The organism is Klebsiella sp. JN_Kp121 (genome assembly GCF_040062145.1).
In the GTDB taxonomy this organism is placed as follows: Bacteria; Pseudomonadota; Gammaproteobacteria; order Enterobacterales; family Enterobacteriaceae; genus Klebsiella; species Klebsiella aerogenes.
On sequence record NZ_JBEAHX010000033.1, the window covers coordinates 23,969 to 37,526 of the forward strand.

At 54.4% G+C, this 13,558-nt stretch carries 13 protein-coding genes and 1 tRNA gene; 4 read left to right on the forward strand and 10 right to left on the reverse strand.

Annotated elements, in window-relative coordinates:
- The first annotated feature begins 7 nt into the window (after positions 1-7).
- Positions 8-379: a plasmid partitioning/stability family protein gene (locus tag ABLU86_RS21550; RefSeq protein ID WP_015704087.1), complete on the forward strand. Its 372-nt coding sequence runs from the start codon at positions 8-10 to the stop codon at positions 377-379.
- 101 nt (positions 380-480) lie between these two features.
- On the opposite strand, the gene cbpM is transcribed toward ABLU86_RS21550, so the two are convergent.
- The 3 genes from cbpM to ABLU86_RS21565 all read right to left on the reverse strand — a co-directional run bounded on the left by cbpM (position 481) and on the right by ABLU86_RS21565 (position 2,528).
- The gene (gene cbpM / locus ABLU86_RS21555; RefSeq protein ID WP_015368685.1) at positions 481-786 is read right to left on the reverse strand and encodes a chaperone modulator CbpM; all 306 of its coding nucleotides are present in this window, start codon (positions 784-786) and stop codon (positions 481-483) included.
- Entirely contained in the window at positions 786-1,703 is a 918-nt protein-coding gene (cbpA, locus tag ABLU86_RS21560; protein WP_348796324.1) for a curved DNA-binding protein, read from the reverse strand. Before cbpA ends, cbpM begins: the two co-directional genes overlap by 1 nt.
- A gap of 141 nt (positions 1,704-1,844) precedes the next feature.
- Complete coding sequence (locus tag ABLU86_RS21565) at positions 1,845-2,528, reverse strand: TerC family protein (RefSeq protein ID WP_015704088.1); 684 nt, start codon at positions 2,526-2,528, stop codon at positions 1,845-1,847.
- 219 nt (positions 2,529-2,747) lie between these two features.
- Here ABLU86_RS21565 and ABLU86_RS21570 point away from each other — a divergent pair, with 219 nt between their 5' ends.
- Positions 2,748-3,539 carry a DsbA family protein gene (locus ABLU86_RS21570; protein ID WP_059476360.1) on the forward strand — a complete coding sequence of 264 codons (792 nt, stop codon included), beginning with the start codon at positions 2,748-2,750 and terminating at the stop codon, positions 3,537-3,539.
- Positions 3,540-3,596: 57 nt separating this feature from the next.
- Here ABLU86_RS21570 and pgaD read toward each other — a convergent pair whose 3' ends face one another.
- From pgaD to pgaA, 4 genes are read right to left on the reverse strand one after another with little or no spacing between them, the layout of a single operon-like run.
- On the reverse strand, positions 3,597-4,031 hold the full coding sequence (pgaD, locus tag ABLU86_RS21575) for a poly-beta-1,6-N-acetyl-D-glucosamine biosynthesis protein PgaD (protein ID WP_015704090.1): 435 nt from the start codon (positions 4,029-4,031) through the stop codon (positions 3,597-3,599).
- Positions 4,028-5,359, reverse strand: a complete 1,332-nt coding sequence (pgaC, locus tag ABLU86_RS21580) for a poly-beta-1,6-N-acetyl-D-glucosamine synthase (protein WP_015368679.1) — start codon at positions 5,357-5,359, stop codon at positions 4,028-4,030. Before pgaC ends, pgaD begins: the two co-directional genes overlap by 4 nt.
- Positions 5,352-7,367 carry a poly-beta-1,6-N-acetyl-D-glucosamine N-deacetylase PgaB gene (gene pgaB / locus ABLU86_RS21585; protein ID WP_348796325.1) on the reverse strand — a complete coding sequence of 672 codons (2,016 nt, stop codon included), beginning with the start codon at positions 7,365-7,367 and terminating at the stop codon, positions 5,352-5,354. The genes pgaC and pgaB overlap by 8 nt, the downstream gene beginning before the upstream one ends.
- 8 nt (positions 7,368-7,375) lie before the next feature.
- Positions 7,376-9,823 (reverse strand): poly-beta-1,6 N-acetyl-D-glucosamine export porin PgaA, encoded by a 2,448-nt coding sequence (gene pgaA / locus ABLU86_RS21590; RefSeq protein WP_348796326.1) that lies wholly within the window; start codon positions 9,821-9,823, stop codon positions 7,376-7,378.
- Positions 9,824-10,473: 650 nt separating this feature from the next.
- Here pgaA and ABLU86_RS21595 point away from each other — a divergent pair.
- The gene (locus ABLU86_RS21595; protein ID WP_348796332.1) at positions 10,474-11,040 is read left to right on the forward strand and encodes a LuxR family transcriptional regulator; all 567 of its coding nucleotides are present in this window, start codon (positions 10,474-10,476) and stop codon (positions 11,038-11,040) included.
- 330 nt (positions 11,041-11,370) lie between these two features.
- Positions 11,371-11,658, forward strand: a complete 288-nt coding sequence (locus ABLU86_RS21600) for a PerC family transcriptional regulator (protein ID WP_015704092.1) — start codon at positions 11,371-11,373, stop codon at positions 11,656-11,658.
- A gap of 61 nt (positions 11,659-11,719) precedes the next feature.
- On the opposite strand, the gene ABLU86_RS21605 is transcribed toward ABLU86_RS21600, so the two are convergent.
- The 3 genes from ABLU86_RS21605 to ABLU86_RS21615 all read right to left on the reverse strand — a co-directional run bounded on the left by ABLU86_RS21605 (position 11,720) and on the right by ABLU86_RS21615 (position 13,528).
- On the reverse strand, positions 11,720-12,046 hold the full coding sequence (locus tag ABLU86_RS21605) for a contact-dependent growth inhibition system immunity protein (protein WP_042894325.1): 327 nt from the start codon (positions 12,044-12,046) through the stop codon (positions 11,720-11,722).
- A 13-nt stretch (positions 12,047-12,059) separates the two neighbouring features.
- The gene (locus ABLU86_RS21610) at positions 12,060-12,893 is read right to left on the reverse strand and encodes an RNase A-like domain-containing protein (RefSeq protein ID WP_049034670.1); all 834 of its coding nucleotides are present in this window, start codon (positions 12,891-12,893) and stop codon (positions 12,060-12,062) included.
- Positions 12,894-13,452: 559 nt separating this feature from the next.
- Positions 13,453-13,528, reverse strand: a tRNA-Phe gene (locus tag ABLU86_RS21615).
- Positions 13,529-13,558 lie beyond the last annotated feature (30 nt).

Consider the following 13,558-nt stretch of genomic DNA (forward strand, 5'->3'; position numbering starts at 1 on the left):
AGCGTCTATGACTCTGGATCGCAGAAAGGTTCTGATATACCTGCGCCCGGATATCAGCGCCAGCGAGCGCTTTGCGGACGCGAAAATTGAGGCCCATCATCGCGGCGATCGCGGGGATATGTCGCGTACGGCGCTGTTGGCAGGGTTAGCGTTGGGTGAAGTTGATAGCCGGCTGCCGTCAATGCTGGCGGCGCTGCTGGCGGAAGATACGCCACCGGAGACGCTGCGCAGAATGCTGGCCTCGTTTCTTGAGATTCAGCCGGCGTCTTCCGCTCCGGCATCCGCGCCAGCGGCCGCGCCGGTAAAGGCGCCCGAGCCGCCAGCCCCGGTGAGCGAGAGCGTCTCCGCGCGTAATCTCGCCGGCTCGCTGCCGGATTAAGCGCTTATCCCGGCTTTCGCTACGCTCAGCCGGGCTACGGTTTGCGCTGTGAGCGACCTGTAGCCCGGGTAAGGCGGAACGCCGCGACCCGGGAATTCCGCTTAGCTGTGGGTCAAAAAGCGGGCCAGACGCTGCTGCAGTAGTCGATTTTCGCGGGTGAGTCGCGCATTTTCATCCAGCAGCGTCAACGCCACCGCAATCCCCGGCCAGTCCAGCTCCAGCTCGTTACGCAGGCGCACAGCGCGATGCACAATCGTCACCGCGCTGTCGTCAAACAGCCAGGTTTCAGCCTGCGGCTGGTGCGGCTCAATCATCCCTAAGCCGACGATTTCCGTCAGCTCCTCTTCCGACACCCCGGTGCGCAGGCACAACTCGGTGATGGTAAACGTCACTGTTACTTTAGCCATCAGGCTTTCCCCCATGTCTTACGCGGATCGAAGCTGGCTTCGCTTTCGGCGAGCTGCTGCCAGAGCTCACGCGCTTTTTCATCTGGTTTTGGCGGCATAACGATTTTGATGACGGCGAACAAATCGCCGGTGTGGGTTTTGCTCACCAACCCTTTGCCCTTGATACGCAGCCGTTGTCCCGCCTGACTACCCGCTGGAATTGTCAGCAGAATGCTCTCTTTTAACGTCGGTACGGTGACTTTCGCCCCCAGCGCGGCTTCCCACGGCGCCAGCGGCAGTACGATCTCCAGGTTATGACCGTTGATGTCGAACAGCGGATGCGGCGCGATATGAATCACCAGCCACAGATCGCCATTCGGGCCGCCGTTTTCGCCCGGTGTCCCCTGACCTTTCAGGCGAATACGCTGGCCATCGCTGACCCCCGCCGGAATTTTCACATTCAGCGTTTTCGGCGTTTCACTCTCAACCATGCCGAAGACGTTATAGACCGGCAGCTTGTAGCTGATGGTACGAGTCTGTTCGGCGAGGGTTTCTTCGAGGAACACCGCCACTTCGATTTCGACATCGTGGCCGCGCTCGGCGCGCTGGCGGCGGGCGTGATGCGCATGCTGGCCGAACATCGAGGAGAAGATATCGTCGAAGTCCTGCTGGCTGTAGCTTTGTTCGTGGGCGTGCTGCTGGCGGTTGAACTGCGGATCGTTGCGGTGCTGCCAAAGTTGGTCATATTCGGCGCGACGCTGATCGTCTTTGAGAACTTCCCATGCTTCGGCGAGATCTTTGAATTTTGCTTCGGCATCGGGTTCTTTGCTGACGTCGGGGTGATATTTACGAGCCAAACGGCGATAGGCGGTCTTGATGGTTTTCAGATCGTCCGTTGGCTTAACCCCCAGAATGGTATAATAATCCTTTAATTCCATGGTTTTATCTCATTTATGCTCAAAAATCTGGTCACAGAATCCCTGGATCAGGCGGCTCTATTAAGCGTAGGGCAAATGAGAAAGGGTGGCGGAGAAAAGTGGCGAAAACTTGACGCCGTCGGGGGTGACGGCGTTCAGTGATTATTCTGGGGTACCGGAGCGGTAGTTGCGCCGCCATCCTTCCAGCAGCACCAACGCCGCGCCAATGGCCCCGGCAACAAAATGTAGATAATTCGGGGAATGGGGGAACAGCTGAACAAAGGTCGGGTCGGTTATCATCATTGAACCGGCAATCCAGCCAATCAGCGCGCCGCCCAGTAATACGACCGAGGGAAAGCGGGTCAGGATTGCCAACACCAGCTTACTACCGGCGACAATAATCGGAATGCTGATTAATACCCCCAGCGCCACCAGTAACAGATGGCCTTTACCGGCGGCGGCCACGGCCAGTACGTTATCCAGCGACATGATGACATCGGCGACGGTGATGGTGACGGCGGTGCGCCATAGGCTGCTTGAGCTGCTGATATCGCTCTCTTCTTCCTCGTTGGCGACCAGCTTAATGCCAATCCACAGTAGCAGTAGCGCGCCGACGATTTTTAGCCACGGCAACGACAGTAAATAGATTGCCACCGCCAGCAGCGCGACCCTGGCGATAATCGCGCCGAGAGTACCGATAACAATGGCTTTGGTGCGCAGATGCGCCGGCAGCTTGCGGCAGGCCATGGCGATGACCACCGCGTTATCGCCGCCTAATAACAAATCGATGGCGATGATTTGTAGCAAAATGACGGCGAAGTCCCACTGACTTAATATTTCGTTCATGCCTGGCTCGTATTGCAAATAATGTCGATCAAAAAAGATGGGCGCAGGGTACTCCCGTTCTTCGCCCCTGACCACCCTTCAAGCCGTAGGGGGAAGCGTGACGTCTGACAAATAAAGTTACGAATCAATGCATAGACTGACAATGATTCGCCGCCAAAGGATGATATTTTGTCCGATTAGGCTCACCTGCCGTCTACTTTTTCGTAAGGACTTTTCAATATGTCTGGCATCAAGAATCTACTTATTCTCGCCCTGGCGGGCGCTTCCCTGCTGCCGGCGCTGGCCAGCGCCGCTGACGCGCCGGCCGCGACGTTCACCGCGGAGCAGGAAGCGCGTATTGGCAAAATCGCCGCTGACTACCTGGTCGCTCATCCGGAAGTGCTATTGCAGGCCAGCCAAAAGCTGCAGCAAATTCAGGCGGAACAGCAGGCCAGCGCCGCTACCCAGGCGGTAATCAAGAATGCCGACAAGCTGACGCAGGATAAGGCCACGCCAACCTACGGCCCGGCTAACGGTAAAGTTACCGTTATCGAGTTCTTCGATTATCAATGCATCTACTGTAGCCGCCTCGCGCCGGTTATGGAGCAGGTAATTAAAGACCATCCGCAAACCCGCTTTGCTTTCAAAGAGTGGCCGATTTTCGGCAGCCGCTGGGCAACCTCGCTGGACGCGGCGAAAACCGGTCTGCAGATATATCAGCAGAAAGGGGCCGAGGCCTACCTGACTTACCACAACGGCGTTTACGCCACCGGGCATAACGAAGGTAAACTGACGGCGGCGGATATTCAGCAGCAGGCGAAAAAGGTGAACTTTGACGCCAAAAAAGCGGCGGACGTCGAACCGGCGCTGGACAACATTAACCAGCTGGCGCAGGAGATTGGCTTAAGCGGTACGCCTGGCGTGATTGTTATGCCGACTACCGGCGCGACCGAAGCGACCATTACCGTCTTCCCGGGACTGGCTGACAAAGCCTCGCTGGATGCGGCGATTAAGAAAGCCGGCGGTCAGTAATCTCACCGGGCTGAAAGAGGAAAGGCCGCACGTGATGCGGCCTTTTTGGTGGTCCCGTTAGCGTTCGTCTTCCTCGTTCTGATTGATTTTTAAATCAATGATTCTGCCAATCTGGTCGTGGTATACCGTCAGCAGATTATATTGGCTCATCTCGGAAATGATTTGCGGAGCGATATTAAAGCTCTCTGCCAGCTCTTCATGGCGCAGCGAGGCCATGCTGCCGTGCCGCCGGGCGTTATAACGGCGTAGATTGTACTGATACCACAAAATCAGCAGCCAGCCGTTAATTGCCGCCACCAGTAAATAGACCAGCACGGTATTAAACGACGCCATAATCGCGTCCCAGCTGTCGTTACCGCGCTCGGTAAACTGCATCAGCAGGTTGGCATACAGAAAAAAGGCGAAGCCGGCCCACGCGATAGCGGTTAACACGCCGTCAAAGATCCGCGGCAGCATACGATGCTCGGTTAATATCAGGGTTTGTTCGTTCATGACATTCTTCCTTTACCTCTATCGGGGCTGACCCAGCGAGCCCTGGCGCGTTTACGTTTCAACATGACTTTGGGGAAGGCGACGATGGTGGTTAACAGGCCGATCATCCAGTACACCATCGGAAACCAGATCACCCAGAACAGCGAGCCGGCGACGCCGCGTTCATAGCGCCGTTCGATGTACAGGCTGGCGATAAACTGCAGCAGACACATCACCCCCAGCAGTAGCCCGGTAAATTCCGGCGGAAAAAGGCTGCGGACGGTCAGGTTTTCCGGCAGCGGGGCAAAATGGCTGGCGATGAACAGAAAAATGGTGACCGCATAGGCGAAGGCCCACAGCGTGGAGAGGGCATATTCGAGGAACAGCGGCCACATCCGGTGATGCTCCCAGCGAAACAGGCGGCGCAGATTGACCAGGAAAACCTCGGCGCCGCCCTGCGCCCAGCGTAACCGCTGTTTCCACAGCCCCTTCAGCGTCTCCGGCATCAGGATCCAGCACAGCGCCCGCGGCTCGAAGAAAATCGCCCAATGGCGTAGCTGCAGCTTCCAGCTGATATCGATATCTTCGGTGATCATATCCGGGCTCCAGTAGCCGACGTCCGCCAGCGCCTGGCGACGAAAAGCGGCAATCACCCCGGAGACGGTAAACACCCGGCCGTAAATACGCTGGGTACGCTTAATCAGTCCGATTATCGAAGAGAACTCGCCCACCTGAATGCGGCCAATCAGCGTCGATCGGGTACGAATACGCGGGTTGCCGGTCACCGCGCCGACGTGGGGATACTGAATCAGCGGCGCCACAAGGTAGGCGGCGGTATCGCGATCGAGCAGGGCATCGCCGTCGATGCACACCAGCAAGTCCCCGCGCGCGGCGGCGGCGCCGGCTTTCAGCGCTACCGCTTTCCCCTGATTTTCGGCCAGATGAATCACCCGCAGCAGAGCGTACTCTTCCGCCAGTTGATTCAGCACCCTGGCGGTATCGTCGGAGGAGCCGTCGTTGATGGCGATCACCTCAATGTTGCGATAGCGCTGCGCCAGCGCGGCTTCGATGGTCTCGCGGGCATTTTTCTCCTCGTTAAAGCAGGGAATCAAAATGGAGATCAACGGATTACCTGCCAGCTCCGGCGGCGGGGTCTCTTTACCCCACGGCCAGTGGCGCTCCAGTTGAAACCAAAAGTAGAGCCCGCCGGTTATCCACAGCACCGACATAAACAGCGGCCAAAAAAAGACGAAATCCAGTATCAACTCGCCGGTGAAAACGGCGGCCACGCCCAGAGGCAGCCCGAAAACCAGGCATAAAATCGAAAATGCGATAATGCGATCAGTCATTGTTGGGATACCAGTACGATGAAAACAGGGGCCTGATTTTCGAGATATCAGGCTGATTATTAAGGAAATCGTCGGGGTAGTAGCCGTAATTGTTGACGCCGTTGAGCTGTAATGTCCGCATCCAGTCGACCAGCTGTTGGTCAGGGATGGCGTTCTGCTGCGGGAGATTCCAGTCTTTAGCCTGCAGCTCAAAAATGGTTTTATTCAGTGCGCCTGGCCTGGCGCTGACGGCGCGCACCAGGCGAGCCAGCCACGCATCGCTTTCCGCGACCGGAACGGATTCCATCAGCGGCATCGCCATCGGCACCGTCCAGTCGTAGGCCGCCAGAAAATCATCCAGATTCTGCGCGAACCAGGCCTCGCTTTCCGGCTGCAGGATCGGCAGGGCGAAGATATTGCGCGCGGTTCTCACCTGCGGGCCGCGAATCGCTTTCACGCTCTGGCTGAGCATGCGGGTGAAGTCGATAAGCGCCTGACTTTTAAACCGCGTCCAGGCGTGCAGCGCGGCGGGGTTTTGGCGGATCTGCGCGATATCCTCCCGATGGCCCGCCGCCCGCCAGGCGGCCATCGCCCCGGCGCCGGCATCTTCGTAATCCGTCAGCACCGCGTCGTCGTGGAACAGCACGCCGTCAAAGGTCGCGTAGCGGGCAAGGTCCTGATAAATATCGCGGATCTCATCGCGCACCTGGCTATTCCATGGCGACAGACGTACATAGGGGCGAGTGGCCTGGCGCAGCGTGTTGCTCTGTGCATCCCAGCGCTGTACGCGCGGTAGCGAACCGTCCAGATCGAACGCCAGCACCGGCATCCACGCATACACTTTGACGCCGCCGCGCGTCTGCAATTGCCAGGCGACGAAATTAAACAGATCGGCGCGCATCGGCAGGCGGCGGTTGGGGAAGTAGAGCGCTTTCACCGTGCCGTCGCCGAGCGGATCGGAAAAGGCCTGTAGGAAAACGTGAGTGATTTTCATGTCGTAGACGCGCTGGATCAGCTTATCGATATTTTTGCGCTGCTGAGACGGGTCTTTATCGTAGACATAATCAAGATCGACGTGCATCACCCGAACCGGTTCACGCTCCTGGATTTGCGTCACCTGGCTGGCGAAAGCCTTGATCGACGGATTACCGGAGATAAGCAGACGGGGAATATTATCCAGATCGCGCACGTCGCCCAGACCATCGCCGAGGGTAAACGCCAGTTGATAGCCGCGATTTTTGGCGATAGCCAGCGATGTGCCGTTGGCGGCGCCGTAGGGCCATACCCAGGCGCGCGGCGCTTTGCCGGTGACGTCGGCGATTTTGTCGCTCACTTTGCGCACGTCGGTATCGATGCGTTGGTGAAACTGCTGGTCGCTTTCGTAGCGTCCGCTGGCTTTATCATAAAAGCGGTTGGCAACCGCCGGTTCGCGGCTGCCCTGCGGATTGGCCTGAATACCGTAGTGTGAAGCCCAGGTATGCGCACCGATTTCAACCAGCGGCGATTGCGCGAGCTCGCGCACCATCTCCCAGGTGGCGAAACGCTCGCGCGGAGTCATCAGACCGCCGAAATCGACTTTTTTCTGTCCCGGCGTATCGACCCAGCTGCCTACCGGCGCCCACAGAGCCGGTACATTCCAGGCTTTTAACAGCGGCCAGACCCGGGTGTAAAAACTGCTGTAGCCATCATCGAAACTCAGCAGAAATGCCTTCGGCGGCAGGGTGATTAACCCCGCGTTAGCGTCGAGAATATTTTGTACACTGACAGCTTTATAGCCATTGTGCAGCAGCCAGCCGATTTGATCGTTGAGCGCGCTGGTACGCACCGCCAGATAACGCTGATCGGCGGCATCGTCTTCTACATCGTGATAGGCCAGTACCAGAAACTTATTCTGCGGCCAGGGCTTATTCGCCTCCGGCTGCGGCCGCGCCTCCGGCGGCAGAAAAGGAATCGTCTCTGCGCGAAGCGCGCAGGTCATCAGGAGCCAGCCGATAACCATCAGGCTGATGCGGATACTTTTGTTGACCATGTTTATCCTTAAAACCGTAAATTCGCATCAAGGGCAATGGAGAGATTGCTTTCGCGTTTGCCGTCGTAAGGGCGCTTGTCCCAGTTCAGCATCACGCCGGTGTCGATCACGTTGTTCCAGCGAATACGCTGGCCGTAGCCGAACATGGCGATAGCGCCGGCTGAATACGCTTTTTGCCAGTAGGCGCCGCCGCCTGCCGCAAGCTGCTGGCTCCAGACGGTATCGTAGTGCTGATACATGACGTGATCGGCGACCAGCGCCGAGGTGGCGGAGAAGTCGCGTTTCGGGTTGTAGTAGAGGGTATCCGCCCGGCTGTTGGCGCTGGCGGAGAGCCCAGGTTCCAGATCGAGCGTGATGGTTGGCGATTGCCAGAGCCGCTCTTTGCCGGAAAAAGTGTATTCCTGACGACGGTTATGGTCGGAGAAGCGGCTGGCGGCGGCGCTGAAGCGATATTCGCGTCGTTCGTTTTGATACCAGCGAATCCAGCCCTCGCCGCGGTTGGCGCTGATACCATTGCGCAGCGCGCGCAGCGGCGTCTGCCGTGACAGACGTTCGACCTCGCCGCCAATCTGCCATCGGTCGTTGAAACTTTGCCAGGCGGACAGCCGGGCGCCGGGTTTGTTGTCGCCGGCGAAATTGTTGTTGGAGATTTCCAGTTCAGCCCAGGCATCACGCGGGCGCCATTCGATACCGCCAAAGAGCTGGCGGCTGGAGCCTTTTCCTTCATCAAAATTTCCTTTGGCGAAGCGATTACCGGCGAAAAGCCGCCAGTTATCAGCGATTGGCGGGCCGTAAATCGCCGCATCCCAGCTAAAATCGTGGCTACCGCTGACCGGGTTATCCGAGTGGATCCCCTGAGTACTGTTGAGACGCAATTCCGACATATGGTGCACCTCGCGAGCGCGGACTAATTTTTGCGTGCTCAGGTCTTCAGGGCTGCGCGCCAGCAAGTCATCGGTTAATAGCTCCATCTGCCGCCACTCCTGAAGATCCATCGCTACGTAGGCCTGCTGGCGTTCGAGGGGGATATTCGACGGCTCCAACGCTTCCGCCGCTTTCAGTTCCCGTTCGGCGGCGCGGGGTAGACCGCGCGCCTGCAGTATCGCCGCGTAGTCAATGCGCAGCCCCTGATTACCGGGCGCGGTGGCGGCCAGTCGGCCGGAGAGCTGTTCGGCTTCCGGCAGCGCATTAGTATTCAGTAGATACTGTACCTTCAGCGATTGGGCGTTCAGCCACGGATCGTTTGGCTGCGGCGTCGGCGAGCCGTAGAGGCGGCGGGTGTAGGGGACACCGTTGGTCACTGTGGCGAGATAGTCGCGGGCGGCCTGATACTGGCCGCTGTCCAGCAGCGCGTAAAATAACTCATGCCGATCATCTTGCGGATCGGGGCGATAAAGGGGATGTTGGCGGGCGATCGCCAGCGCGGCCTCGACGTTCTGTTGCGCAAGGTAAGAGGAGATGACCCAGCCGATGGCCCAGTCAGGAACGGGCTGCTGAGCGGCGGTCAGCGACTGATATTCTTTGATGACCTGGGGGTAATCGCCGCGGGTGTATAGCGCACCGAGGCGGTCAATACGCGCGCGGGCAAGATCCTCTGCGGCCTGCGGATCCTGACGCCAACGGGCGAACAGCGCGTCGTAGCGGTTGAGCGCCGCTTGCGCCAGGCGAAAGCGCTCCTGTTCACCGCGGGCAGGGGTGTCCGCCAGCCGTACCCACTCCGCCGCCGCGTCCATTTCCAGCTTTCGCTGCTGCGCAGGCGTTAAGGTGGTTTTGGTTGACCATTGCAGCGCGGGAGTACTGATGCGATTGCTGCTCAGGCTCTCAAGCAAGCTATTGAGCGTTTCTCTGTTTTGCGGCGCAAGCTCCTGCGCGCGCATATCGGTGAGCAGCTGGTCCCAGCTTTTTCCCTGACGTAAATAGACGTAGGAGAGCGTCTGCAGGTGAGCGGTGCTGGGTGTGGTGGCGGCTAAGCGCCGGGCTTCACTTAGCGCCTGCCCGTCATGACGCGCATCGGCAAGCGTTTTAATCCGGCCAATAAGATAATCGTCGTTCATCGGCTGTTGGCTGAGCGCTTGATCCCAAAGCGCCAGCGCCGAAGACCACCGTTTTTGATTACGGTAAGCCTGCGCCGCTGCTGCCGTACCACGTGCCGGTAGCGCCATATAAACCTGATAGCGCTGCCAAACCTGGATAACTTCCTCATCACGTCCAGCCCAGGAGGCAACTTGTAGCCAGTCGGCGACTTGCTCGGGCGTCAAGGCATGTTGTTGTTGATACTGCTGAAGATAATCGAGAAAAGGGGAGTAATTACCTTCACGCGCCTGTAGCACATGCTGATCATATATCGACTCAGCCCCCTGAGCCAGAATAGGCGTTAACAACAATAAACTAATTGAAAACGAGAATGTCGTGCGGCGATAAAAGAATAACTTATTGAAACGCGTTGATCTTCCCATAACTATTTACCATATGTCCATCAAGAATCCATTGCACAACACGTCGGCCTTTTAGCTGAATGCAAAAGGATGGGTAATGAGTTTTTACCTGACGGTACGCGACTGCGATTACTTATTTAAGGTAATAAAATATCTCCTCGCGATAACGGGGTAGCGATTAATGTACACCTGATATGTTTGCCTGAAAATATGTCAAATAATAGACCTGTGGTTTTAAGATAAATCTGGAAATTGTCTTTTTATAGAATAATTAATTGTCTGATGTTACGCATAACTAACTGAATTGGAAAAAGTTAAGGTCTGTCCGAAATTCTGTTTTAATGTTTTTGGTTCGCTTTTCCACGCATAATGTTAGGCTGTTATTGTAGATATTTAAGACGATTTTTGACAAAAAATCTCAATAGTAGAAAAGCTTCTTTTTTGTGCGAGTTTTTTATTTATAATTAGCCGAAGGGCAGATAATTAGGAAATGACGTAAGAGTCGTGGAGTGGAGCGTTCACTATAGATGGAGAGGTTGGAGGTTTACTAAAACGACAAACACATGCTTTATTTTGCTCGCCATAGTCAGCACGCCACCAGGCGCTGTGCATATTCTCCCTGGAGGGGTTTTGTTGCTTTATTGTTAAAGGGATGATTTGTGGCAACGACAATGTTTTTAGTTACTCAGGATCACTATCTCTTTGAAGGGGTAAGGATTTTCTTTCCAGATATCATCCAGTTACATTCGATTGAGTATAAGCTTTTTGAGAGTGATGCCGAGGAGTTTTCGGTGCTGGTGGATAGTCGGGCGCCGCTTTGTTTTTATGATTATCTTATTCCTGGCGCAGCGGAAGCGGGTAAACGTATCTGCTGTATTATGCTTGATATGCGCCATCGGGAAGAGCATTTGCTGAGCCTGAAGTGGTTTCTCAACATGTCTTTGACGCCGACGGATATGGCTAATTTATTTAGCCTGTTTCTTGATGTGAAGAGTAAGCGGCTGACCCGAGAATGGCTCAAGAATTTCAGTCTGAAACCACAGGAACATATGACGTTGACTTTGCTCAGGGCCGGAATGACCATGGATCAAATTGCTGGGGTGCTTAATACTTCAGTGAAAAGCCTGTATCGTAAACGCATTGAGCTTTATGAACGTCTGGGGCTGGCCAACTTTAATGAGGCCTGTTTGTTTATCTTTAAAAATAGACTGCTGGAGTGTCCCGCACAGAAGCGATAAAAAGGGAAATGAATACAGAGTAAGGTATCTACGACAAGCTACTCAACAACGGTATTATGTTAATTTAATCAATCATTGATAGGTATAACCGTAGTTCAGGAATAACTCAGATGATAATCCGCGGTATATGATAAAAATGCTCTTTGGAAGTACTTACTGCTTCGGCAGTTTTAATGCACACAGCAATTAATATTATAAATGCCCTCAATATTGAGCTGGCATAGATTTATCGTGGATAAAATTATCGGGGTTTTCTTTCATTATTTCTTCGGATGGCGTGGTTATATTTATATACGCAAATTAGCTAGCATATGTGAGAGAAATTATCGAATGATCAAGGACAGTATCGCCGAGTCTCTGGAAGCCCGTGGATTGTACCGTCGGGCCGCTTCGCGCTGGGTGGATGTGATGCAGACGTGCGTCGATGATAACGACCGTGAATGGATTAGGATGCACCGCAATAAATGCCTGAAAAAAGCGAAGCTGCCGCCGGCGCGTAAAGAAGAGTTTGCTGACATCCACAAGGCTGCCAGAGAGACGCAGTACCGTATGGGAATTGCTAAGCCGAATGGTGAAGTGTTCCGCCTTCCCGCTAAAAAGAAAACGACGCGGCGCTAGCGTTTTCAGCGACATCTTGCTGAATCAGATCAAACCGATAGTGTGGTAAGGAAGCCGCGGGTTACTGACGGCCTGTCGGCTCCGCCTCATTCAGGGAATGACTAATTCTATCTCTTACCCGTTTCAGGAAGCTAAGGGCATCTGTTTCCCACAGGTGAGGATCAAAGTCTGAACCATAGCGCATCCTGAATTCCTCTTCCGGGTTATCTGCTTCCTTCAGCAGAAGGTCAATGTCTGCGATAAGACCATGCTTCATGGCGAGATGACTATCGGCGATAAATGCGTCAATTTTGGGGTCGATCTCATCACTATCATCGATAAGGTCATAATCCTGCCCGAAGTAAACCGTGATAAAGCTGTTAAGTTCATTCAGGTTCATTTTTGTCATGTACAAACCGTGTTCAGGGTAGAGGAAAGGCTGTCAATACAAAATAGGGTTTTCCATGCCAGTGCGCAAACTCGATGACCACCCGGACTTTGTAGCAAGTAGTTACTTCTTTCGCACCTTTGAATAATAATATTCCCGTCTGGTTCGCAAATATGCGATCCAACTGCATTTTTGCATTCATCCCAGGTGGTAGATGTCTTACCCACATCTCTATCTGAGTTTTATTGTCCTGAATAACGGCTGATACTAAGCGCTCAGCTTCACTGGTACTTTTGAAACTACTGACAGACTTTAATCGGGGAGTAGTATCTAGTCTCATTCTCAGCCCTTCTGGCGTTTTGCCAACATGATTTTGGAGAGTATGGCCACCTGATGAGCGACTCCTCAAAGATTCATGTTCAGCCAGTTTTATCCGTCCTCCACGTATAGAAGCAACGCGGATAGCACCCATTGTCAGCGCAAATCCCATAGGAATCGCAAGATCCAGAGTCATTCCAACGTTCACGGCAGTTTGGTGATCGGAACCCAGACTTTCGGCCAGAGATACTACAGAATTGTATGTATCGGTACTGACCTGCCTACCGGTCCATACCTGACGAAAGGAAGCCTGTATCGTATCCAGGCTGTGGGTTCCCACGATGACACACCCGATTTTAGTGATCATTGTTGGTTCGGGGGCTATGCACATGACTCCGGCACCAAACATTTCAACCAGACCGTTGGCCAATCCTAGACCACCCCAGAGGCGATTACTAAGTGTTTCCCCCTCACTGACGGATTTATCGGCCAGAACGGCGGCTAGTTGTACGGGAGAAAGAGCCATTCTTATTCCGTTATTCTCTTGCATATCACAGACTTCCTGTTGTGATTAAATATTCGACACAATCATAACAGTCATTAGCATGAATTTTCATTACCGGATAAGCTACTATTGCTCTTATTTTTCTCAAATACGTTCTGATTAGAGTGGGTTGAAGATAAATTGGCACTATTATTTTGCGTTAGGGGCTTATAAAGAGGGGCGGCTGAAACGAAGATTCATCTTAACGTTTTTATGTGACTCAATGCAGTATGTCACATCCGAACTGAAGGCCTGCGTTAGTGATGAATAACCGATGGCTGAAGTTAAAGGTAAAAACGATGGGCATTGAATGCCTGATGGCGCTGCGCTTATCAGGCCTACGGTTCGCGGTAGGCTGTAGAAAAGCAAAAACCCGCCTTTTGGGCGGGTTCTTTAAATAGTGGTGCCCGGACTCGGACTAACGCCGCAGGCGTTGAACAGCGCGCTTGTCGCGCTGGCCCCGAAGGGGTGAGCCGCGTTGCGGCGAATAATCGAACGCAGTTCGATGGAGAGTCCGGCCGCAGAAAAGCAAAAACCCAGCCATAGGCTGGGTTCTCTGAATAAGTGGTGCCCGGACTCGGAATCGAACCAAGGACACGGGGATTTTCAATCCCCTGCTCTACCGACTGAGCTATCCGGGCAACGGGGCGCATTAAACCGTAATCCGCCCA